The sequence below is a fragment of the Paenibacillus sp. S-38 genome (assembly GCF_049942825.1).
In the GTDB taxonomy this organism is placed as follows: domain Bacteria; phylum Bacillota; class Bacilli; order Paenibacillales; family NBRC-103111; genus Paenibacillus_G.
The window spans coordinates 6,637,747-6,661,406 of the sequence record NZ_CP187970.1 but is presented as its reverse complement, the minus strand read 5'-3'; the positions used below and the strand labels follow the sequence as shown (position 1 = coordinate 6,661,406).

The window sequence follows — 23,660 nt, the reverse complement described above, 5'->3', positions numbered from 1 at the left end:
ACCGGGCTGTACATTACAGCCAGCCGGCGGCTGCAGAGAGGATACGCCATGAAAGTCAATCAAGCTGAATTCGTTATCAGTGCGGTTGGTCCGAGCCAGTATCCTGCCGATGCCTTGCCGGAGATTGCTCTGGCAGGGCGTTCTAATGTCGGCAAGTCTTCGCTCATCAACCGCATGATTCAAAGGAAGAATCTCGCCCGCACCTCCTCCAAGCCGGGCAAGACCCAGCAGCTCAACTACTACCGGATTAATCAGGACTTATTCTTCGTGGATCTGCCGGGGTACGGGTATGCACAGGTCTCCAAGACCGAGAGGGAGAAGTGGGGCAAATTCATCGAGCAGTACCTGACGCAGCGTGAGCCGCTCAAGCTGGTGCTGCAGGTGATTGACGTCCGCCACCCGCCGTCCAAGGACGACCAGGCGATGTATGCGTGGCTGAAGCACAACGGCGTGCCGCTGTGCATTGTCGTCACGAAAGCGGACAAGATCCCCCGCGGCAAGTGGCAGAAGCACCTCAAGATCGTTCGTGAGACGCTCGGAGCGGACAAGGACGATCCGATGATTCTGTTTTCGTCGGAGCTTGGAATCGGCAAGGACGAGCTGTGGAGCCTCATTGAGGACCGGATCGGCTATGTACCGCCGGGTACGGTTTCAGGGGATGCTCTGCCCTTGGAAGCGGAAGCGCCGCTGGCTGTCCCTGCAGAGGCTTCCGAAGTCGACAGGGAGCAATAAAGTTTCGAAGAACGTACAAACCGTTTCTGCGGCCGATCGGGCCGGGGGACGGTTTTTTTGTATAGGGAAGAGTTTCAGGTGGTTCAGGGACAGGCTTCCGGGGTAATCGAAAGTACGAGAACCAAGCTGCGCGTTTCGTCTGAATGCACAAGGGAACCGTACAAACTCGTGTGGGAAAGCGAGGGATTTGGAAGTTACCAAGCGCTCCTTCAGCGAGAAAGCGAAATTTTCTGAATTCCGGCGAAAATCAATGATTCACCAGCAGGAATATTAAATAATTATGTAGTATAATGTATATAGAACAACTGAAAAGTGTTGAGGCTGCAAGGTTCGAAAAAAATGAATCGAGGGATTTTTATGGCAAATAGGTTAGCGACCGAATACGTCAAAACCTGCCTACAGTTAACGGAAGCCGAGATGGTAAGTTTTATTCAGATGTTTGTGGATCAAGGAGCCTCCCTGCAAGTCAAAGTATTAGAAAACGGAAACCAAGAGGTGGTACTGCCGGACGATTCGGAAGAAGAAATCAACCTGTCGTTCGAGCGCAAAAACAACTTGTACATCTGCCAGGGCACATGCCGCATCCGGAATAAGGACCTCGTGAATTTGATGCGTAAAGCCGTATCGACATACAAGGGTGATGCCGTAGTCAACCGGATTTATCCGGCCTATACGATGGAGTACACGTACAAGCAAGGTGCAGTAGTCAAAATTGTGGAAAAAACCAGCCAATCCGATAAACTGATTTATGAATATAAAGATACCCTTGGGGAACTGCGGATGCTGTTCCTGAAGAATGAAGTGGAGCAGGAGATCGTTTCCCTCAAAGCCCAGGTGAATTCGCTCCTCGATTTGAGAAACGAGCTGCAGGACGCTTCCCTTCGCGAACATATCGACGAGCGGCTTCAGAAGCTGACTCACCGGCTGTTCGTCCTTGAAGCTTAACCGGTACTTCCTAATATGATCATTCTGCCCCGCAGCGTCCGCGCTGCGGGGTTTACTGTTCTTCCGAGCCGGTTTGGGGATTATGCCTAAAAACAGGCTCGTTCACTGCGTTCTTCATTCACACCGGACAGGTATCGGACATAATTTGTTCATATGCCCTGAATCTCTCGACAAATCATTACAGCTTATTCAAAAAAAAGTATTGCATTTCTGGGCAAGAGATGTTATTTTTAGTTTCGTTGATTGCAAACGAGAGTCACAAGGTTGCAAGGTTGAAAACAAAATAGGAACCAGGATTCACTCAGGACATGTTATGTTGCGAGAGATTTATCCCTCGGGAAGTGAATGACGTAGGTCCTAGCGGATGAAATTTTTACAACATTTTATTCCTAGGAAGGGGGAACCGGAAGGATGGAATACTCAACTTTCGGAAGACACGTAGCTGTAGACACTTGGGGAGTAGATTTTGATCTACTGAATAATGCAGAGTGGCTGCAGGCACAAATGGTAGAAGCTGCTGAGGTTTGTGGTGCAACTGTATTGTCCGTTCAGTCCAAGCAATTTGAACCCCAAGGGGCAACTGTACTGGTACTGCTGTCGGAAAGTCATCTCTCCATTCACACGTATCCTGAGAGAGGTTTTGCTGCTCTTGACTGCTACACTTGCGGCGAGACGGTAGATCCTCAGGTAGCTATCGAACACATGCTGTCCGTGTTGAAGCCGGAAACGATTCACGCGAAGAAACTGATTCGCGGTATCGGTGAACTGCAAGTCGAAACACCGGTACTGAAGCAAGAACAATTGGTAAAATAATAACGATGATATACAGTAACCACGGAGCAATCCGTGGTTATTTCTTTTATCCCTGTCCCATACAATGCTCTCAAGGACTACTCCAGGAGAGTGGGAGGGGCAGGACATGAGGCGGAGCCGAGGCAAATGGTTTAAATATGCGATTGCAGCCATCCTGATTCTGTGGCCGCTGCTGCAGATCGGCGAGCTGCTGGGAGGCCGGGCTCCCCAAGAGCGGGCGGAGAAGCTGCTCTATCAGGTGTCGCTGTTTCAGATGGAACGGCTGAACAGCTACCTGCTCGAGAGCGCCAAGATAGGAGATACGGCCGAGCTTGACGCCCTGCGCCAAGCCGTCTATTCCGCGCAGTTCACCCACGAGCATCTGACGCAGGCTTACCGGGAAGGAGAAGTCTCGCAGCTGCCTTCCTTGCAGACCTTGATGCAGTACCTGCTCCGTCTGCAGGCCGGCGGAAGCCGTCCTCTTAAGGCGGAAGAACAGGAGACACTTGCTGACGCAGGTCGCCTCTATAACGGCATCTATACCGCCTACAGCGACCTGGTGTCGGGGAGCGGCAGCGTGTCAGGCTCGCGGAACGGTGAACTGGTGGAGGCCGATGAGGAGCTTGACCGCCTTTTGAAGAAAAAACTGCCTTAGCCTGTATACCTTGAGTCTAATGGGAAAAAACTAACAGCGGAGGCCCTTACGTCTTATGGCTGTCGTGATCTAAATCACAGATCTATCAAATATTCCATGATAGTGTGTAGAGTATCTGGCAGTTGGACGGACGATCCTTCATGTTTTTTTCATAAGACGTTCATGATAAAAGCTTCTGTATGCTGTATCCTAGGAATATAAGATTTGAACTAGATCTAATTCTTGTTTATGCCCTTGGGGCCGCTGCCCGTAGGGCGGCCGGCTGGTCTTGATCTTCATGTTTTGATCGGTCTTGATCTTCATGTTTTGATGCTTTTGCCCTCCGTGTGGGTGTTCGGCCGCTGGCGACCGGAGGAGCCAGTCGGCCGTCCCCGCGGCCCCCGAGCCCTGCGAGGCGCCACCGCCCTGCACCCGCGTGAAGCGTGTTCCTGTGTGATGGCCTGCTTCCGAAGGGAAGCGGACCATCACACAGGAACAGACGCGATCCCCGCACGCACCACCGCTATAGAGCGCCTCTGCCGGGGTTATCGTTCCTGCGATGTTACCGCACGACGTGAAGCGTATCCTTGCCTCCGGGGCAGAATGAGGCGGCGCGGAAGCGAGACGCCGAGTTCCGCTCCGTGCAAGGAGGAAAAGCGATCCCCGCACCCAACCCCTCTTCGAAGCCGACGGGGGTCCAGGGGGCAAAGCCCCATGGGGTCCCCCTTGGGGGATTTAGGGGGAAACAACCGCTCAAAAAAAATTCATAAATGTTGTCGAAGCAGGTCGGACAAGTATGTTATAATTGATTACATCTTCAAAGGAGGAGGCAGGTGAACCACATGCATATCGTCGTGGCGGGTCTGAATTACCGGACAGCACCAGTAGCCATCAGAGAGAAATTTGCATTCGCCGAAGGAGATTTGCCGCGAGCGCTCGAGGAGCTGAAGGCAACGAAGAGTATCATGGAGTGCGTGATTGTGGGCACCTGCAACCGGACGGAACTGTATGTAGCAGTAGACACCCAACAGCTGTGCGGCCACCACTTGCGGAGCTTTATGGAGAAATGGTTCGGTGTGCCGAAGGAGCAGTTCAACAAGCACTTGTACGTTTACGAGAACGAGAAGGCGATCAACCACCTGTTCCGCGTGACCAGCGGTCTCGATTCGATGGTGATCGGGGAAACCCAGATTCTCGGCCAGGTGCGCGACGCATTCCTGCTCGCCCAGACACAGAAGACGACCGGCGTGCTCTTCAATACGCTTTTCAAACAAGCGATCACGATGGCCAAGCGGGCCCATACCGAAACGGGGATCGGCGAGAATCCGGTCTCGGTCAGCTATGCGGCCGTCGAGCTCGGCAAGCGGATCTTTGGGACATATAAAGGCAAGAAAGTGCTGATCATCGGCGCGGGCAAAATGAGCGAGCTGACGGTGAAGCATCTGTACGCGAACGGTTCGGAGAAGGTAACGGTAGTCAACCGCACGCTCAGTCGGGCGAAGGAGCTTGCGGACAAGTTCAATGGGGCGGCCAGCACGATGGACCGGCTGCTCGATCATCTGGAGGAAGCCGATATCGTGATATCGTCGACCGGGGCTGCCGGGTACGTCCTCACCGCAGAGCAGGTATCCTGTATTCTGCAGCGGCGTCGCTCGAGGCCGCTGTTCATGATTGATATTGCCGTACCGCGGGATCTGGATCCGCGTCTTGGAGATATGCCGAACGTGTTCCTGTATGACATCGACAATCTCCAATCCCTTGTTAACTCACATTTGGAAGAGCGGCACAAAGCCGCCGCACAGATCGAAGAGATGATCAAAGCCGAGATGGCCGCATTCGAGCAGTGGACGAGGACGCTGGGCGTTACCCCAGTGATCCAGGCGCTGCAGACCAAGGCTTCGGCCATTCATGAAGAAACGATGGACAGTCTCATGAAGAAGCTGCCGGACCTCGACGAGCGCGAGCTCAAAGTCATCCGCAAGCTGACGAAGAGTATTGTCAATCAGATGCTGCGTGATCCCATTGTCCGCATCAAAGAGATGGCCGCCGAGCGTCACGGGGATGACGCGCTCGAGATGTTCACACAAATTTTTGCTTTGGAGGAGCAGCTGGCCGAGCAAAAACAGGTGGAATGGGCAGTGCGCCAGCAGGAAGCGGAAGCCGCCGGAGAGCGGATGAAAGAAGAACTGCTGAGCAAAGTACGGGTGCCTGCCCCTGTGGATGCCCTGGCCAAAGCCTGACCGGAAAGGAACATCATGGTCACTCAAACTTGGCTGTACGATGCCATTCTGTATATTTACGCCCTGAGCCTCCTGTTTTACTTCTCGGACTTCGTCGGTCCGAACCGAAGTGCCAAACGGATGGGCGCAGGGCTGCTTTTATTTGTATGGGTGCTCCAAACGGCCTACCTCGGCTATAATCTGGCCGTACATACGTCCTTATCGGCTTTATCTATAGGAGAAACGCTTTTCCTGGTTTCTTGGCTGCTCGTGACGATCTCCCTGATCGTCAACCGGTTTATACGCATCGAAATTTTTGTGTTTATCGTGAATGTGTTTGGCTTCGCCACGCTAGCGCTCAATATATTCAGCAAGCCGGGAATGTCGCCGACCCTGGCGCACTGGGAGATCAATGACGAGCTGCTGTTTATCCACATTACCTTTGCAGCCGCCGGCTATGCGGCATTCGTCGTATCGGCCGTGTTCTCGGGCATGCATCTTTTTCTGCACCGCAGGCTCAAGGAGAAAAAATGGAGCCAGCTGATGCAGCGGCTTCCGAGCCTCGAGAAGACGGACCAGTATGCGATGGTGTCCGTGGTCATCGGCGCGCCGCTGCTGCTGCTGACCATTACCCTCGGAATCGTATGGATCTCGCTGGAGGGGGATACCTCTCTGTTCTTTGATCCGAAGGTCATTAACTCCTGGTTTGTGCTGCTGGCTTATATCTTCTATCTGGTGCAGCGGCTGTGGATGAAAGCTCCCGGCAACCGGCTCGCCCAGTGGAACCTGGCGGCCTTTGCGATCACCTTCCTGAACTTTGTGCTGGCCAACTATTACACAACGTTCCATCAGTGGTCATAGAGTGGGGGGCCAAGGGATGAGCAATGCTTATTATCCGATCCTGCTGGATCTTCAGAACCGCTCATGCGTGATTGTCGGCGGGGGACGGGTGGCTGAACGCAAAGCGGCCTCACTGCTGGAAGCCGGCGCGAGGGTGAAGCTCATTGCGCCCGAAATCACTCCGCGGCTCGAAGCCTGGGTGAAGGACGGGACCGTCAGCCTGCGGCGCGAGAGGTACAGGGCGGGGCTCCCGGAGCTTGGGGAAGCGCGACTGGTGTTCGCCGCTACCGACCGGTCCGAGGTGAATGAGCAGGTGAAGCACGAAGCCGAGCAGCTCGGCAAGCTGTTCAACAGCGCGGATGACCAGAACGCCGGGGGATTCATCGTACCGGCGGTCGTGCGCCGCGGGCGCCTGACGGTAGCGGTGTCCACCTCGGGGGCCAGTCCTGCCCTGGCCGCAGCGCTGAAGCGCAAGCTCGAGGAGGTGTTTCCTGCGGCCTATGAGCCGTACGTCGAGCTGCTCAACGACCTGCGGATGGCCGTGCAGGAGCTGGTGCCGGATACGCAGACCCGGCAGGAGATGTTTCGCGGCATGCTGGCCTGGCCGCTGCTGGCCGTGTTGGAGCCTGCTCCCCGGGAGGCGGCAGGCTTGAAGGTCCGCCTGCTCGAACGGCTCCGCAGCGATCCGTCGCCTGCGGAAGTGCAGCGGGCGGGGGATTGGCTCCGCCGGCAGCTACAGGAGCGCGGAAGCGGCGGGCAGGACGAGTGGATGGAGGATCACAGAAGCAACCCGTCTGATAAGCCGGGAAACGATACATAGGGGGCTGAGGAATCATATGCGCACCATTGTGGTTGGAACTAGACAGAGCGCGCTGGCGCTGACGCAGACCGGACAAGTCATCGACCATCTCCGGGAGCTGTGCCGCCTGAACGGCATCGAAGCGGAGTTTGAACTGAAGAAGATCGTAACCAAAGGGGACCGGATACTCGATGTCACGCTGTCCAAGGTCGGCGGCAAGGGCCTGTTCGTGAAGGAAATCGAGCAGGCGCTGCTCGACGGGGAAGTGGACCTGGCGGTTCACAGCATGAAAGACATGCCCTTCGAGCTTCCGGACGGGCTGGTCGTAGGGGCGGTGCCTCTGCGGGAAGATCCGCGGGACTGCCTCATCATGCGAGAAGGCACGACGATTGACGATCTGCCGCAGGGCGCCAAGGTAGGGACAAGCTCTCTGCGCAGGGCATCCCAGCTGCAGCATTACCGCCCGGATCTGCAGATCGAGCCCATCCGCGGGAACATCGACTCCCGCCTTCGCAAGCTGGAGACCGAAGGATTCGATGCGATCCTGCTGGCGGCGGCCGGACTCCACCGCATCGGCTGGAGCGACCGCATCTCGAGCTACCTTCCGCCGCAGCTGTGCCTCCCTGCCGTAGGCCAAGGAGCACTGTGCATTGAATGCCGCAGCGACAACGAGTTTGTACTGAACCTGCTCTCGAAGTATCTTCATGAGCCGACGGCCGTCGCAGTAGCGGCGGAGCGGAGCTTCCTCGGCCGCCTCAACGGCGGATGCCAGGTACCGATCGGTGCCTTCGGCGAGCTCACCGGTCAGGAGAGCGACGGAAGGCTCGAGGTGAAGCTGACCGGGATGGTCGGTTCGCCGGATGGAGTACAGATGCTGAAAGAAACGCGTACCGGAACCGATCCGGAACGGCTTGGACGTGAGCTCGCTGAAGCTCTGATCGCCAAAGGGGCAGCGGAGCTGCTTGCTGCGGCCGGAGAAGTATAGAGAGAGAAAGCCGCAAGGCACAAGTTTCATGGGAGAGCAGGCACGGTGGAAGAGTACGCCGCCGGGTCTGACGGAATATTGGAAACTGCGCTGCAGGTTCGGGATGGGGGAGATTCGGTTGAAAAAGGGAGTCGTTTATTTGGTGGGCGCCGGGCCCGGGGATCCGAAGCTGATTACGGTTCGGGGGCTGGAGGCGATTCAAAGAGCGGATGTGGTGGTGTACGACCGGCTGGCGAGTCCGCGGCTTCTGAAGCACATGAAGCCGGAAGCGGAGAAGATATTCGTAGGCAAGCTGCCTGATAAGCATATGCTGAAGCAGGAAGAGATCAACCAGCTGCTGGTCGATCTGGCGCTGCAGGGCAAGACCGTAACACGCCTCAAGGGCGGGGACCCGAGCGTCTTCGGGCGTGTGGGAGAAGAAGCGGAGCTGCTCGCCGAGAACGAGATCCTATTCGAGATTGTGCCGGGCATCACATCTTCGATCGCCGTACCGGCTTATGCGGGTATTCCGGTAACGCACAGGGACTTCACGTCTTCCTTCTCGATTGTGACGGGACACGAATACAAGAACAAGACCTACAATACGGTCAACTGGCCGAACCTGGCCCAAGCCTCCGGCACACTGATCTTCCTGATGGGTGTAGCCAACCTGGAACATATCTGTACGCAGCTCATGCAGGGCGGCAAATCGGCGGATACGCCGGTGGCGCTGATCCGCTGGGGAACGTGGATGGAGCAGGAGACCCTGACCGGTACGCTGACCGATATCGTAGAGAAGGTCCGGGCAGCCGGTTTCCAGTCTCCGGCCGTCACGATTGTCGGTGAGGTGGTCCGGCTGCGCGAGAAGCTGGCCTGGTTCGAGAAGAAGCCGCTGTTCGGCCGCCGGATTCTCGTGACGCGGGCACGCAGCCAGAGCAGCGAGCTCTCCGCGCAGATCGACGAGTTGGGCGGAGAAGCCGTCGAATTCCCGGTGATCCGCACCCAGCCTTCCAGCAAGCCGGAAGCCCAGGCGGCCCGGGATGAAGCGCTGCGCTCGCTGGGCGGGTTCGATTGGATCTTCTTCACGAGCGTCAACGGCGTGGAATCGTTCTTCCAGCGGCTTCGCGAGCTGAAGGTTGATATCCGCTCCATGGGCTCCGCACGAATCGCGGCGGTAGGCCCGAAGACGGCTGCCGCTTTGGAAGAGCGCGGGCTGGTCGCCCTGACCGTGCCGGCCGAGTTCCAGGGCTCCGCGCTGCTGGAAGCGCTGGAGGGCGAACTGAAGCCGGGGCAGCAGGTGCTGCTGCCTACGGCGGACATCGCCAGAGAGGAACTGCCTGAAGGCCTGCGTGCCAAGGGGCTGCAGGTGCGCAAGATCGACATCTACGAGACCGTGCTCGAGACCGAGGGCGGCGCCGAAGTGCTGGAGCTTCTGCGGCAGAAGGCGATCCACATCGTCACGTTCACAAGTTCCTCGACCGTCACCAACCTGATCCGTGCCCTGCAGGAAGTGGGCGAATCGGAGCCGCTAGGGCTGCTGCGCGGCTGCAAGATTGCCTGCATCGGTCCCATGACCGCCCAAACGGCGGAGGAAGCGGGTCTCCAGGTGGACCACATCGCCAAGGAGGCTACCGTTGCTTCGCTGGTAGCTTCATTATACGAGTAGGGGCTGTACGGCCGGCTGATGCCGGCGGTCTCCCCCAAGTCAGGAGGAGAATTTCAATGGCTTTTCCATTAATCCGCAATCGTCGTCTCCGTTCTTCAGCCGCCATGCGCCGGCTCGTGCGAGAGAATGACGTTACCCTAAATGATCTGATCTACCCGATCTTCGTGACGCACGGGGAGAATATCAAGGAAGAGATTCCTTCGATGCCGGGCGTGTACCACTTCTCGCTGGACCGTCTGCAGGAAGAGATCGCGGAGGTATCCGCTCTCGCACTGCCGGCCGTTCTGCTCTTCGGTGTACCGCACGAGAAGGACGCCCACGGCAGCTCGGCATTCGATCCGAACGGCATAGTGCAGCAGGCGACACGCTTGATCAAGACCTGGGATCCGGAGCTGCTCGTTATCGCCGATACGTGCCTGTGCCAATTCACGGATCACGGCCACTGTGGTGTAGTGCATTACGATGAGGCGAAGGGGCGTGCCGATGTCGTCAATGACGCATCGCTCGAGCTGCTGGCCCGTACCGCTGTTTCCCAGGCGGAAGCCGGGGCGGACATCATTGCGCCTTCGAACATGATGGACGGCTTCGTGTATGCGATCCGCCAAGGGCTCGATGAGGCAGGATACGAGAATGTGCCGATTCTGTCCTACTCCGTCAAGTATGCCTCTTCCTTCTACGGTCCCTTCCGGGATGCGGCCCATTCGACGCCGCAGTTCGGCGACCGCAAGACCTATCAGATGGATCCGGCCAACGGACGGGAAGCGCTGCGGGAAGCGGATGCGGACGTGGCCGAGGGCGCGGACATGCTGATGGTCAAGCCGGCGCTGGCGTACATGGACGTGATCCGGATGCTTCGCGACCGCTATGATCTGCCGATCTGCGCTTACAACGTCAGTGCGGAGTATTCCATGGTAAAAGCGGCGGCTGCCCAGGGCTGGATCGACGAGCGCTCCATCGTGCTCGAGACGATGGTAGGCTTCAAGCGTGCCGGCGCCGACATGATCATCACGTATTTTGCCAAAGACATCGCCCGCTGGATCGCCCGTTCCTGAAATGACGAATGCAAGAACCGCCTTGCTTCCCGCTGGGGGGCAGGCGGTTTTTTGATAGATTAACTGTCGCGCACCCTCCTTGGGGATGCCGAAGCCGATGATCTTTGGATCCAGAAAAGTGTTCACCCGTAAGTTCATTCACAGCTGCTTACATAGAGGGGTTAGGTCAAGTTCGGCATCGCCGGACCCAGCCGGGCCATGTCAACAATTTGTCGGAAACGGCTTCCGCTGGAAGTTGTTACCCGTTTTCAAATAGGGCATAATGGGAAGAAAGACTATGGAAGCAAGCGGAAAAGAGGAACCCTCATGACCTATAACGACCGGTTTATCCGTGCTTGTAAAAAACAGCCCGTGGATACGCTGCCCGTCTGGTATATGCGCCAGGCCGGACGCTACGATCCCGAGTACCGCAAGATTAAAGAGAAATACAGCCTGCTTGAAATCTGCCAGCAGCCGGAGCTTGCCGCCGAGGTCACGCTGATGCCGGTCCGCAAGCTGGGTGTGGATGCCGCAATTCTCTACTCCGATATTATGAACCCGGTCGCTTCGATCGGCATCGATTTTGACATCGTGAAGAACATCGGTCCGGTGATCGACAACCCGATCCGCACGGCTGCGGACGTGGAGCGGCTTCGTCCGATCCAGGTGGAGAAGGATCTTCCCCACATTCTGAAGACGATCGAGATTCTCGCCGCCGACCTGCAGGTGCCGCTGATCACGTTCGCCGGTGCGCCTTTTACCATCGCGTCTTATCTCATTGAAGGCAGACCGTCGAAGAGCTATATCCGTACGAAGGGCATGATGTACGGTGAACCGAAGGTCTGGTTCCAGCTGATGGACAAGCTGGGCGACATGGTCATCACGTACCTGAAGAGTCAGATTGCCGCCGGAGCCAAAGCGGTGCAGCTGTTCGACAGCTGGATCGGCGCCCTGTCTCCCGCCGACTTCCGGACGTATGTGCTGCCTACGATCCAGCGGATCTTTGCCGAACTGAAGCATCTCGAGCAGCCGAAGATTTATTTCCCGGGCGTGGCATCGGGCGAACTGCTGCCTCATCTGCAGGGAATCAAAGCCGACGTCATCGGCCTCGACTGGAGAGTGCCCATCAGTGAAGGCCGCCGCCGGGTCGGCTCGCGCTACGCCGTACAGGGCAACCTGGATCCTTATGTGCTCACTGCGCCGATGAAGGTGATTCAGGAGCAGGCGAAAGCGATCATCGACGATGGAATTCAGCAGCCCGGGTATGTCTTTAACTTGGGGCACGGCCTGTTCCCTGAAGCTTCCCTAGAAAAGCTGAAGGAACTGACGGACTACATTCACGATTACTCCCGTGAAGCGATCAAAGCGCGCGGGGGGTATACACAGGAAAGCGGGGTTTAGCATGAGCGAGAATCAGCAAAGAACAGTAGGCGTGCTGGTCATGTCCTACGGTACACCTGAGAATCTGGAAGGCATCGAAGCCTACTATACCCATATCCGCCGCGGCCATCCGCCTACAGCGGAACAGCTTGAAGATCTGCGCAGCCGGTACGAAGCCATCGTGGGCGGGGTATTCCCGCTCCGAGAGAATACGGACAGGCAGGTGCAGGCTCTGGAAGAGCGTCTGAACGAGAAATATCCGGATATCCGTTTTGTCTGCTATCAAGGCCTCAAGCACGCAGCTCCGTTCATTGAGGACGGCGTGGAGAAGATGGTGCAGGACGGCGTGAAGGAAGCGGTGGGCATCGTGCTCGCTCCGCATTATTCGGTCATGAGTGTCGGAGGCTACATCAAGCGCGCGAAGGAAAAAGCCGAGGAGCTCGGCCTGCCGATCTCTTTCGTGCAGAGCTATCATCTGCATCCGGCCCTGATCGAAGCGCTGACAGTCCGCGTGGAAGAGGCGCTGGAGAAGTTCGGTGAAGGGGCGAAGGAGCGTGTGCAGGTGGTCTTCACGGCGCACAGCCTTCCGGAGAAGATCCTCGAGATGAAGGATCCGTACCCGGACCAGCTGCTGGCTACCTCCAAGGCGATCGCCGAGCAAGTGGGCTTGTCGCGCTGGCAGTTCGGCTGGCAGAGCGCGGGCCAGACGGGAGTGCCTTGGCTCGGCCCGGATATTCTGGACGTCATGAAGACGCTCAGGGAGGAAGGCGAGACGAAGGAAGTGCTCGTCTGCCCGGTCGGCTTCGTATCGGACCACCTCGAAGTTCTGTACGATCTCGACATCGAAGCGCAGAAGACGGCCCATGAACTGGGTCTGCATCTCGAGCGCACGCGTTCGCTGAACACGGATCCGCTCTACATGGAAGCGCTCAGCGACTCCGTATACGGAAAGCTCGAAGGAAAGTAAGCCGCAGGCTGCGATGGCGAGACAGCCTACTTGGTGGATTGTATCTTGGGGAAGAGGTGTGAGAGGATGAAAGATCAGCGCAAACGGTCCGATGAGCGCTCCGCGCAGGCTTTTGCGGAAGCCAAACAATATATTCCCGGCGGGGTCAATTCCCCGGTTCGTGCCTTCAAATCCGTAGGGCTTACGCCGCTGTTCATCCAAAGGGGAGCAGGCTCGAGAGTCTACGATATCGACGGCAACGAGTTTATCGATTACATCGGTTCGTGGGGCCCGCTCATTCTGGGCCATGCCCATCCGGAAGTGATCGAAGCGGTGAAGCAGACGGCGGAGCTCGGAACGAGCTTCGGCGCACCGACCGAGCTCGAAACCCGGATGGCGAAGCTGGTTACGGAGCGGATGCCGTCCATGGAGCTCGTGCGCATGGTCAACTCCGGAACGGAGGCGACGATGAGTGCGCTGCGTCTGGCCAGAGGCTACACGGGCCGCAGCAAGATCCTGAAGTTCGAAGGCTGCTACCACGGGCATGCCGATTCCCTGCTGATCAAAGCTGGCTCCGGCGTGGCCACCTTGGGGCTGCCTGACAGCCCGGGCGTGCCGGAAGGCGTAGCGGTCAATACGATCACGGTGCCTTACAATGATCTGGACTCGATCAAACTGGCGTTCGAGAAGTTCGGCGAGGAGATCGCAGCTGTTATTGTGGAACCCGTGGCGGGGAATATGGGCGTTGTCCCTCCGCTCCCGGGTTTCCTGGAAGGCCTGCGCGAGATCACGACGAAGTATGGCAGCCTGCTGATCTTTGACGAAGTCATGACGGGCTTCCGCGTGGGATTGAACAGCGCACAGGGCCGCTTCGGTATTACCCCGGACCTGACCTGCATGGGCAAAATCATCGGCGGCGGTCTGCCTGTAGGCGCTTACGGCGGGAAGCGGGAGATTATGGAGATGATCGCTCCGGCAGGGCCGATCTACCAGGCAGGCACATTGTCGGGGAACCCGCTGGCGATGGCGGCCGGCTATACGACGCTGAAGCTGCTTGGCGAACCGGGCGTCTATGAAGAACTGGAACGCAAAGCGGCCCGGATCGAGGAAGGCTTCACGGCCAACGCCAAAGAGCGCGGTATCGCTTCGGTGATTAACCGGGTGGGTTCGATGGTCTGTCCTTTCTTTACGGAGGTGCAGGTTATCAACTACGAAACAGCCAAAACCTCCGATCTCGGAGCGTTCAACCGTTACTTTGAAGGACTGCTGGATGCCGGTGTATCCATTGCGCCATCCCAGTTCGAAGGGATGTTCGTTTCGGTGGCGCATACTGACGAGGATATCGAAGCGACAATCGAAGCGAACCGTGAGGCTTTGAAACGGGTGTAACTTTCAGACGTTCGGGCGAGCTTGGATAACTGCTATATAGGACAAAGGCACGGTCTTCCTCAATGAAGAGAAGACCGTGCCTTTTTTGGTGGTTAGGTGATAAGACCAGAGCGGATGATTAGGAATGATCATCATGTTTGCCGAGGCCAATGAAAAGGCGCCCCTTCCTCAGTCGGGAACAGGGCGTCTTTTAAAGTGAGCCTATCTGATCTCACCGGCAAAGGACTGAGGTGGATTCAAGGCCGGGCTGCCAGTCAGGCTGAATGGCTTGTGACTTACTCGCGCCCGTCCGGGAGATTACGGTTTAACCTGTCCCTCCACTGTGGTACGGCGGGAAGTCGAGGTGGACGTTACGGGAGCGGGCTCAGCCGGCTGGGTTCCGGTATCCGCTCCTGATGTGCTTCCAGCCGAAGGTGCCGGAGCGGGAGCCGTCCCGGTGCCGGAGGCTGCGCCGGCGCTTGTGCCGCCTGCCGCGGGCCGGGCTTCCGTACCGGCTCCGCCGCTGTCCGTGTCGGGCTGCGCCGGTGCAGAGGTCCCGCTGTCCGTCGTGCCGCTTCCTGCCGCGGGAGTACTCCCTGCCGGACTCTGCGTTCCCGGATCCGGGGTACCGTCGCCTTTCGCCGGGCTACCGGCTGCGGGTGCCGTTCCCGGGGCGGTGCTGCCGGCAGCCGGGGCGGTGCCGTTCTTCGAATCCGTCTTCGCCGGAGCGGATTTGGAATCCGTCGTCGTTTTCGTTTCGGTTCCTTTGGACGCCGCGGGCTTCGTCGTTTCAGCCGGCTTGGTGGTGCCGGAGGTCGACGACGGCTCGGTCTTCGACTTTTCCACAGCCGGCTTGGTTGTCGTCGTCGACTGCTTCGCTTTCTTCTCGGCCTGCTCCTTCAGAAATTCAGGGTGGTCATACGAGCCCCCGGCGTCGATCTTGTCCACGCCATCCCAGATGCGAATCGCGTGCACGGACTCGGGATCATCGTAGACGAGGAACGCGGAAGGGAGACGGCGTTCGCCGTAGCGGCTCGATGGCTTGGACAGCAGCTTGCTCTGCTCATCGTCATCGCCCTTGTAGACGAGCTCGGAGGAAGCGCCGCCGTCGAGGTTCCCGGCATTGATGACGCCCTCCTTAAGGAACAGATCCTGCACTTCCTTGAGGGTGGCGCCAACGCTGTGCGACTGGCGTCCGTCGATGACGATAAAGATCACCGTGCCGTCCGCTTTCTGGCCGACGGCGGTCCGCGGCGCGCGTCCCCAGCCTCCGTCGCCGTTCGTAATAAGCCCCTTGCCGTTGGCAATGAGGCGCGGATAGAACGATACCGCTTCGGAGATGCCCATATCTCTCAGCTCGAAGGCATCGTACTTGCCGACGACCAGGGCACCTTCCTTGGTAAAACCTACAATATGCTGTGGAATGCTCCCGTCCTGGTCGGTGAAGACGATATCCCCACCGGAGATGATCATCCCGATAGCGGCAAAGCCGTTACCAAGTCCTTCGGGGTCGTCGAAGCTTCCGCCGTTCACACCCGCCACGGCGCCGGTACGTTCGACCATGGAGGTGATTTTCTCGCCTTCGCCTACCTTGGACGGGGTCATGACCCGGATCGTCTTCGGGTCATAGACATACATCTTCTTGCCTTTCCAGAACTGGCCGGAGATGTCCTCAACCTTGACAAGCTCATCGGCGGAACGGGCGTTGCCGTGAGAGCCTCGGATATTCAGCAGGCTCATGTCCTGCTTCTCCTTGGCGGCCCGTTCGATGGCATCACGGGTCTCCTGCACAAGGGCGTCGCGGCGTTCGGCCCCGACGAAGATCCAGGCCCAGCTGCGGTGCTGGGTGGTGATCACCGTTTCGGCGAGCCATTGCCGGATCTCGCCGCCGGGGCCGGTCAGGTAGAGAAAGCTTGACGTCATAAAGGTGAACAGGGCCATGGAAAAAAGCGTCTTCTTCAGCCTTCCCCAGGCCCGAAACGCTCCGATATTTCGATTCAACTGCAAGTGAAGTCCTCTCCCATTTTTCGGATATGATAGCCGGCACGGCCGGCATAAATCTCGCATCGTGCTGGGTTCCCTGCTGCGGACAGCGCGTCTATTGTCGAATTTTCTATTTTCCCCTCTCACATTCTATCATATGACCCCGGGATTCACCAGCTTTGCGAGAGTAAGATATAGGAAGATCTGGCAGGAGGAGAGATGGGGAATTTGGAGCGCGAACGAATTTTTTGATACAATGAACGATTATATCCTGCAGGGGACAAGTCTTTTGCAGCCTGGGACGGAGAGGAAGGACTTATGCTCAAACGATACAGTTTCTTCGGGGTTACCCTGGAGCTTCTGGCTGTGGCCGGAGGCTTCGCGGCCCTGCTGGCGCTCATCATGGCGATGGCGGTCATGTCGCATGTCAGGTACACCAGACGCCGGAAGGCGGCCGAAGTGGAGGAGAGGGACATATGAAAGGGTGGAAACGCCGGGGCGAATGGCTGGAGTGGACGGCTGAAGAGGAGCTTGCTTCGGTGTGGGCGGCGGATCCGGCCGTACTGGAGCTCATTGGGCACAAATGGCTCCGGACATGGGAGACCTCCGGACATGCGGTGGTCAAGGGACGCCGGCTGCTGCTCCGCATGTTCCCGGAAGAAGCCGGTCCGGAGCCCGGACCCTGGATGCCGCTGGAGGTGCTCTACGAGGATGATTTCTGCCTTGTGGCCGACAAGCCCGCCGGAGTCAAAGTTCATCCGACCGCAGAAGGGGAAACAGGCACGCTCCTGCATGCCGCCTCCTGGCATCTGGAGACATCGGGCCAGCGCTGCCGGCCGCGGCACATTCACCGGCTCGACGAGGATACCACCGGCCCCGTGCTGCTGGCCAAATGCGAATGGGCGCAGGTACGGCTTGATGCGCAGATGCGGGAGAAGCGGATTCACCGCGAGTATGCGGCCCTTGTTCAGGGCCGGTTCGGTCAGGCCCGGGGAACGATCGATGCCGCGATCGGGCGGGACCGTCATCATCCGACCCGCCGCCGCGTCTCGCCTACGGGAGAACGGGCGGTTACGTACTATGAAGTGGAACGACAGTTTGCCGTGGCGGCGCTGGTGCGGCTGAGGCTGGAGACGGGACGCACCCACCAAATCCGGGTTCATCTGGCTCATCTCGGTCATCCGCTCTTTGGGGACCGCCTCTACGGCGGACGGTCCGCCGCAGAGATCGCACGGCAGGCGCTGCATGGGCAGCGGCTTACCTTCAGCCAGCCACTGACAGGGGAACCGGTGGAAGTGTCTTCTCCCTGGCCTGAGGACTTCCGGCTGCTGTATGACCGGCTTCAGCACTCCGAAAAATAGTAGTCATGCTCCATCCGGCCCAGCCATATAAATTGTAGAGACTATAAGGCGATGGTATGGATCTGGTGTCCTGCCGGGACGGCGGGCAAACGTATGGAGGGAGGATGTTCCATTGACGAATCAAAGAAGCGGGCTGCGTTTCGATATCTACGAACGCGTGCATTTATCCGAAGGGGTGCTGGGCATCAAGGAGCTGGAGGAGGTCGAACTCGTTCCGCATATTCAGGTGCTCAGCCAGGGGGAGCAGGCGCTGCTTCGGGGCAATCTGCTGCTGAACGGCACGTATGTGGACGAGCAGGACCGGGCGAATCAGCGGCTTGAACATCTGATCCCCGTGGAGATTACCCTGCCGCTGAACCGGGTGAACCGGGTGGAGGATATTGCGGTCGAAATCGATAACTTCGACATCGATCTGCTGTCCGGCCGCAGCCTCAATATTACCGGCGTGCTTTCGCTCGGCGGACTGGAGGTCGTTTCACCTCCGGAGGAAGAGGAGGCTTGGCGCAGCCAGCGCGAAGAGGGGGAAGTGCTCTTCGTCCATGAAGCGCGTTCGGAAAGGGCGGAGGAGCCGCTGCCTTATGGAGATGCTTCCCCTGGGATCTCAGTGCCCCCAGGGAACGACGCCGCACTTTTCGAGCCGGAAGTCTCCGCTCCGAAAGGCGCTCATCAGGGAGCCGGGCCGGTGGAATCGGCTCCTGTGAGCTGGGACGTATCGGAGGAGGCTTCCCAGGCCGGGGAGGAGGCGTCGGTGTTTATCCTCGAGAGACCGGCACAGGAAGAAGATTCTGCAGCGGAAGCGCCGGCGGCTGAAGCGCCGCGTGAACCGCGGGTGGCCATCAGCAGCGGTGCCGCTCCGGCTGTGGAGCCTGCAGCACTCGCTGCATCGGAGGCTGAGCCGTCTTCGGCCGAATCGGCGGCGCCGATCCGCTCCTTCGGTGTTGGCTCGCTGCTCGACCGGTCATCGGCCAGACGAGAAGCCCGCAGCCAGCCGGAAGCGCAGCCCGCCCCACCTCCCGCTCCGGCCGAGAAGGTGGAGTGGAAGAACCTGCTGCTGAGCAGGGAGGAGCAGCAGGAGTTCCGCAAGCTCCGCTTGGCCATCGTCCAGAAGGAAGAGACGCTGGAATCGATTGCGGAGCGCTATGGGCTCAGCTCCAGGGAGCTCGCACTCTACAATCGTCTCGGGGACGGCGGCGTGAATGAGGGGCAGATCGTGTACATTCCGAAGGTATAACCCCGTCGCTTCAGAAAAAAAGGGCCTCCGCTCAAGCCGAACAGGCTTGGACGGGGGCTTTTTGGGCTATACTAAATATTGACTCTCCTTCTGGGATTGTTTATCATAGTACGCATAGATCATCCCCTAATGACTTGGAAAGGGAATAGTAGGCAGTGAACCCTTCAGAGAGCGGAGCCGGCATCAGGCTGGAAGGTTCCGCAGGACGTATCTGCCGAAGTCGCCCCGGAGTTGCCGAATTGAACGATTGCCTAGATTCGGCCGGCTGCAGCCGTTATCCTGCCCTAAGTGCCGTGCTTTGCCGCAGGCCCGCTGTATTGTTTTGTACGGCCGGTCCAGGGAAAGCTGCGGAATAAAGGTGGTACCACGGAAAGCGCAAGCCTTCCGTCCTTTGCGGACGGAGGGCTTTTTTGACGTTCGGGGTATCTGCCTCCGGCCGCTGTTACACTTGGACTTCTTTGAAATTAGGATAGAGTAGGGGAAGAAGTCCAAGTGTAAAGGCGGACGCTTCGCTCCTGCGGCAGATACCCCTCACTCCGTATTGGGGATTACTTTTTAAAAGGCAAAAAGACTTAAAGGCAAAGAACAAAAGGTAAAGAACAAAGGCAAAGAAAAACCAAAAAAGCGAAAACCAAAAAAGCGAAAACCAAAAAAGCGAAAACCAAACTTGAGATACACACTGGAGGTTAGCAGCATGGAAGAAACAAAAGCAACCGGGGCGCCGGAGATCAGCATGCCGACGCAGTACGACCCGAAGGATGCCGAGAAAAAATGGTACGATTACTGGTTCAAAAATGAGTTCTTCAAAGCGGGAGAGCGTAAGGATGCCGAGCCGTACACGATTGTCATCCCTCCGCCGAACGTAACGGGCATGCTGCATATCGGGCACGCGCTCGACTGCACGCTGCAGGACATCATGATCCGCACGAAGCGGATGCAGGGCTATGACGCCCTCTGGCTGCCGGGCTCCGACCACGCGGGGATCGCTACACAGTCCAAGGTGGAGCAGAAGCTGCGCGAAGAAGGAGTCACCCGCTATGATCTCGGGCGCGAGAAGTTCCTCGAGAAGGTATGGGAATGGAAGGATCACTATGCAGCCACGATTCATGAGCAGTGGGCAAAGATGGGCTTCTCGCTCGACTACTCCCGCGAGCGCTTCACGCTGGATGAAGGGCTGTCGAAAGCGGTTCGCGAAGTGTTCGTCCGCTACTATGAGAAGGGCCTGATCTACCGCGGCAAATATATCATCAACTGGGATCCGGCGGCACGTACGGCGCTCTCGGATATCGAGGTTGAATATAAAGAAGTGCAGGGCGCGCTGTACCACCTGAAATACCCGGTGAAGGACAGCGGGGAGTTCATCGTGGTGGCGACCACCCGTCCGGAGACGATGCTCGGCGATACGGCTGTGGCCGTTCATCCGGAGGATGAGCGCTACCGGCACCTGATCGGCAAAACGCTCGTGCTGCCGATCCTCGGACGCGAGATTCCGATCATCGGGGATGAGTATGTCGAGAAGGAATTCGGCAGCGGCGCCGTTAAGATTACGCCGGCCCACGACCCGAATGACTTCGAGGTGGGAAGACGACACAACCTGCCGCAGATTCTCGTCATGGACGAGTCGGGCAAGATGAACGAGAATGCCGGCAAGTACCAGGGGCTCGACCGGTTCGACTGCCGCAAGCAGATCGTAGCGGACATGAAAGACCTCGGTGTGCTGATCAAGATCGAAGAGCACATTCATCAGGTTGGCCACAGCGAGCGCAGCGGCGCGGTCGTTGAGCCGTATCTGTCCACGCAGTGGTTCGTAAAGATGAAGCCGCTGGCCGACCAGTCGGTGGAAGTGCAGAAGTCGGGCAAGGGAACGAACTTCGTACCGGACCGCTTCGAGAAGATCTACCTGCACTGGATGGAGAACAGCCGCGACTGGTGCATCTCCCGCCAGCTGTGGTGGGGCCACCGGATTCCGGCCTGGCACTGCGGCGACTGCGGCGAGACGACGGTCTCCCGCGAGGATGCGACCGTTTGTTCGAAGTGCGGGAGCACCCGCCTGAAGCAGGATGAGGATGTCCTCGACACGTGGTTCTCTTCCGCGCTGTGGCCGTTCTCCACACTGGGCTGGCCGGATGAAGAGGCCGAGGACCTGAAGCGGTTCTTCCCTACAAGCCTGCTTGTAACGGGCTATGACATCATCGGCTTCTGGGTATCCCGGATGATCTTCAGCTCGCTGGAATTCCGGGGCGATATTCCGTTCAAGGACGTGCTCGTGCACGGTCTTGTCCGTGACGCGGAAGGCCGCAAGATGTCCAAGTCGCTCGGCAACGGCGTCGACCCGCTTGAGGTGATCGAGAAGTACGGTGCGGATGCGATGCGCTTCATGCTCTCCACCGGCTCCACGCCGGGGCAGGATCTGCGCTTCCGCTGGGAGAAGGTCGAGCAGGCGCGCAACTTCGCGAACAAGATCTGGAACGCTTCGCGCTTCGCGCTGATGAACCTCGGCGGCTTCCGGTTCGAAGACATTGACCTCAGCGGCAATCTCAGCACGGCCGACCGCTGGATCCTGCACCGACTGAACGAGACGGTGCGCGATGTAACCCGCCTGATCGATGTATATGAGTTCGGTGAAACCGGCCGTCTCCTCTACAACTTCATCTGGGACGATCTCTGCGACTGGTATATCGAATTCAGCAAGCTGTCCCTGTACGGCACGGATGAGGAAGCGAAGAAGACGACGAAGTCGGTACTCGCGTATGTACTCGACCGCACGCAGCGCCTGATTCATCCGTTCATGCCGTTCATCTCCGAGGAGATCTGGCAGCATCTGCCGCACGAAGGCGAGACGATTACGCTGGCGTCCTGGCCGGTCTACGAGAGTGGCTTCGAAGCCGAAGAAGCGGTCCGCGAGATGGAGCTGCTCATGGACATGATCCGTACGGTGCGCAACATCCGCGCCGAAGTGAACGTGCCGATGAGCAAGAAGGTCGAGCTGCTCGTGAAGCCGGCCGGCGAGGAGACGGAGTCGATCCTGAAGCGCAACGAAGAGTACATCCGCCGCTTCTGCAACACATCAACGCTGGAGATCGGTACGGCGCTCGCCACACCGGACAAAGCGATGACGGGGATTGTCACCGGGGCGGAGCTGTTCCTGCCGCTGGCCGGCCTGATCGACATCGGGCAGGAGATCGCGCGTCTGGAGAAGGAGCTGTCCACGCTGCACGGTGAAGTCGAACGGATCGAGAAGAAGCTCGCGAACCAGGGGTTCGTGGCGAAGGCACCGGCCAAGGTCATTGAAGAGGAAAAAGCGAAGCTGGCCGATTACGCCGACAAGCGTGATAAAGTCACGGCCCGCATCGCCGAGCTGAAAGGATGAGGGCAGCATGAGCGAAGCAGAAGAACACGTGACGGGAGCGGCAGATACGCCGTTCCAAACCGCACGCGAAGCAGTCGATTGGATCGTCCGCTTCATCCCCCTGGCGGGCATTAAGCCAGGCCTCGAGCGAATGGAGAAGCTGATGGAATACCTGGACGACCCGCACCGCAGGCTGAAATTTATCCATGTCGCGGGCACGAACGGCAAGGGTTCCGTCTGCGCCTTCCTAACGGAGGCGATCCGCAGCGGAGGCTATGATGTCGGGACGTTCACTTCCCCCTATATCGAATCTTACAACGAGCGGATCCGTCTCAACGGCGTCAATATCAGCGACGAGGATCTGCTCCGGGTCGTGAACAAGGTGAAGCCGGTCATTGACCGGGTGGCCGAAGAACACGGACAGCCGTCGATGTTCGAGATTTCGACGGTCATTGCGATCGAGTATTTTGCGCGGGTGGCGTATCCGGATTTTGTCGTGTGGGAGACCGGTATGGGCGGAAGACTCGATTCCACGAACATCGTCACCCCGCTCGTCTCGGTCATTACCAATATCGGACATGACCACATGGATTTCCTCGGGGAGACCCTGCCGGAGATTGCGGCGGAGAAGGCGGCGATCATCAAGGCTGGCGTGCCTGTCGTAAGTGCCGTCGAGCAGCCGGAAGTCATTGAAGTGGTGGCGGAGGCGGCTAAAGCAAGGAAGAGCACGCTTTATCTGCTGGGACGCGATTTTCATTACAAGACGGCCGCTGTGGAAGAGAACAAGCAGACCTTCACGTTCCACGGCGTATTCCGGGGGATTCCGGATGCCGTGATCTCCATGAACGGACCGCACCAGGTGAAGAACGCGGCTACCGCGCTCATGACTTTGGAAGTGCTGCGGCAGTACTACGCGCTGATCATCGATGACGAGGATCTGCTGAACGCGCTGCAGCGCACGCAGTGGCCGGGCCGGCTGGAGCTCCTGTCGGAGTCTCCCCGCCTGCTCATCGACGGTGCGCACAACCCGGAGGGGGCGCAGATGCTGGCTGCCGCGCTGAAGGAGACGTACCGGTACCGGAAGCTTCATTTTATGATGGGGATGCTGTCGAATAAGAATCATACTGGCTATTTCAGGCATATACTACCTCTAGTGGACACATTGATTCTGACCGAACCCGAATGGCACAAGAAGGCGCAGGCCTCCGACCTGGCGGCCCTGGCACGGACTCTTCTGGATGAGCTGGGCCGAACGGATGTGGAGGTCATCGTGGAGCCGGACTGGAAGGCGGCCCTGGACCTGACGCAGCGGCTGGCGGAAGAGGATGACCTCGCTGTGGTCTCCGGCACCTTGTATTTGATCGGGGACGTCCGTTCCTGGGTGAAGCATCAATCCGATTCTGAAAAGGGCTGGTGAAAC

General features: G+C 58.3%; 19 protein-coding genes and 1 other annotated feature. Of the genes, 18 read left to right on the top strand and 1 reads right to left on the bottom strand.

The genetic code is table 11. From position 1 onward, the window contains the following. The first annotated feature begins 48 nt into the window (after window positions 1–48). From yihA to hemL, 13 genes are all read left to right on the top strand, one after another. A complete protein-coding gene (yihA, locus tag ACP26L_RS29060; RefSeq protein WP_426448708.1) occupies window positions 49–732 on the top strand; it encodes a ribosome biogenesis GTP-binding protein YihA/YsxC in 684 nt (227 codons plus the stop codon). A gap of 357 nt (window positions 733–1,089) precedes the next feature. Further along, complete coding sequence (locus ACP26L_RS29055; RefSeq protein ID WP_426448706.1) at window positions 1,090–1,677, top strand: non-ribosomal peptide synthetase module; 588 nt, start codon at window positions 1,090–1,092, stop codon at window positions 1,675–1,677. Between the two features lie 411 nt (window positions 1,678–2,088). Further along, the gene (gene speD, locus ACP26L_RS29050) at window positions 2,089–2,490 is read left to right on the top strand and encodes an adenosylmethionine decarboxylase (protein ID WP_426448705.1); all 402 of its coding nucleotides are present in this window, start codon (window positions 2,089–2,091) and stop codon (window positions 2,488–2,490) included. A 106-nt stretch (window positions 2,491–2,596) separates the two neighbouring features. After that, entirely contained in the window at window positions 2,597–3,124 is a 528-nt protein-coding gene (locus ACP26L_RS29045) for an S-adenosylmethionine decarboxylase (protein WP_426448703.1), read from the top strand. Window positions 3,125–3,945: 821 nt separating this feature from the next. Continuing rightward, window positions 3,946–5,343, top strand: coding sequence for a glutamyl-tRNA reductase (hemA, locus tag ACP26L_RS29040; protein WP_426455136.1), 1,398 nt, complete (start codon window positions 3,946–3,948; stop codon window positions 5,341–5,343). Between the two features lie 15 nt (window positions 5,344–5,358). Then, a complete protein-coding gene (locus ACP26L_RS29035) occupies window positions 5,359–6,183 on the top strand; it encodes a cytochrome C assembly family protein (RefSeq protein WP_426448702.1) in 825 nt (274 codons plus the stop codon). 16 nt (window positions 6,184–6,199) lie between these two features. Beyond that, the gene (locus ACP26L_RS29030; protein WP_426448700.1) at window positions 6,200–6,982 is read left to right on the top strand and encodes a precorrin-2 dehydrogenase/sirohydrochlorin ferrochelatase family protein; all 783 of its coding nucleotides are present in this window, start codon (window positions 6,200–6,202) and stop codon (window positions 6,980–6,982) included. 16 nt (window positions 6,983–6,998) lie between these two features. Then, window positions 6,999–7,946, top strand: coding sequence for a hydroxymethylbilane synthase (gene hemC, locus ACP26L_RS29025; RefSeq protein WP_426448698.1), 948 nt, complete (start codon window positions 6,999–7,001; stop codon window positions 7,944–7,946). Window positions 7,947–8,049: 103 nt separating this feature from the next. Further along, window positions 8,050–9,591 carry a uroporphyrinogen-III C-methyltransferase gene (gene cobA / locus ACP26L_RS29020; protein WP_426455135.1) on the top strand — a complete coding sequence of 514 codons (1,542 nt, stop codon included), beginning with the start codon at window positions 8,050–8,052 and terminating at the stop codon, window positions 9,589–9,591. Window positions 9,592–9,647: 56 nt separating this feature from the next. Further along, entirely contained in the window at window positions 9,648–10,643 is a 996-nt protein-coding gene (gene hemB / locus ACP26L_RS29015; RefSeq protein ID WP_426448697.1) for a porphobilinogen synthase, read from the top strand. Between the two features lie 306 nt (window positions 10,644–10,949). Beyond that, the gene (hemE, locus tag ACP26L_RS29010) at window positions 10,950–12,023 is read left to right on the top strand and encodes a uroporphyrinogen decarboxylase (protein WP_426448695.1); all 1,074 of its coding nucleotides are present in this window, start codon (window positions 10,950–10,952) and stop codon (window positions 12,021–12,023) included. Window position 12,024: 1 nt separating this feature from the next. Next, the gene (gene hemH / locus ACP26L_RS29005; RefSeq protein ID WP_426448694.1) at window positions 12,025–12,969 is read left to right on the top strand and encodes a ferrochelatase; all 945 of its coding nucleotides are present in this window, start codon (window positions 12,025–12,027) and stop codon (window positions 12,967–12,969) included. 66 nt (window positions 12,970–13,035) lie between these two features. After that, window positions 13,036–14,337, top strand: a complete 1,302-nt coding sequence (hemL, locus tag ACP26L_RS29000) for a glutamate-1-semialdehyde 2,1-aminomutase (protein ID WP_426448692.1) — start codon at window positions 13,036–13,038, stop codon at window positions 14,335–14,337. 297 nt (window positions 14,338–14,634) lie between these two features. Here hemL and ACP26L_RS28995 read toward each other — a convergent pair whose 3' ends face one another. Then, window positions 14,635–16,323, bottom strand: coding sequence for a phosphodiester glycosidase family protein (locus ACP26L_RS28995; RefSeq protein ID WP_426448690.1), 1,689 nt, complete (start codon window positions 16,321–16,323; stop codon window positions 14,635–14,637). A gap of 294 nt (window positions 16,324–16,617) precedes the next feature. Between ACP26L_RS28995 and ACP26L_RS28990 the strand changes: the two genes are divergently transcribed. The 5 genes from ACP26L_RS28990 to ACP26L_RS28970 all read left to right on the top strand — a co-directional run bounded on the left by ACP26L_RS28990 (window position 16,618) and on the right by ACP26L_RS28970 (window position 23,657). Continuing rightward, complete coding sequence (locus ACP26L_RS28990; RefSeq protein WP_426448689.1) at window positions 16,618–16,779, top strand: hypothetical protein; 162 nt, start codon at window positions 16,618–16,620, stop codon at window positions 16,777–16,779. Next, on the top strand, window positions 16,776–17,660 hold the full coding sequence (locus tag ACP26L_RS28985) for an RluA family pseudouridine synthase (protein WP_426448688.1): 885 nt from the start codon (window positions 16,776–16,778) through the stop codon (window positions 17,658–17,660). Before ACP26L_RS28990 ends, ACP26L_RS28985 begins: the two co-directional genes overlap by 4 nt. Window positions 17,661–17,772: 112 nt before the next feature. Continuing rightward, on the top strand, window positions 17,773–18,891 hold the full coding sequence (locus ACP26L_RS28980; RefSeq protein WP_426448686.1) for a LysM peptidoglycan-binding domain-containing protein: 1,119 nt from the start codon (window positions 17,773–17,775) through the stop codon (window positions 18,889–18,891). 126 nt (window positions 18,892–19,017) lie between these two features. Continuing rightward, window positions 19,018–19,286: a binding site (T-box leader), on the top strand. A gap of 299 nt (window positions 19,287–19,585) precedes the next feature. Continuing rightward, window positions 19,586–22,261: a valine--tRNA ligase gene (locus ACP26L_RS28975; protein ID WP_426448685.1), complete on the top strand. Its 2,676-nt coding sequence runs from the start codon at window positions 19,586–19,588 to the stop codon at window positions 22,259–22,261. A gap of 7 nt (window positions 22,262–22,268) precedes the next feature. Continuing rightward, entirely contained in the window at window positions 22,269–23,657 is a 1,389-nt protein-coding gene (locus ACP26L_RS28970; RefSeq protein WP_426448683.1) for a bifunctional folylpolyglutamate synthase/dihydrofolate synthase, read from the top strand. The last annotated feature ends 3 nt before the right edge of the window (window positions 23,658–23,660 follow it).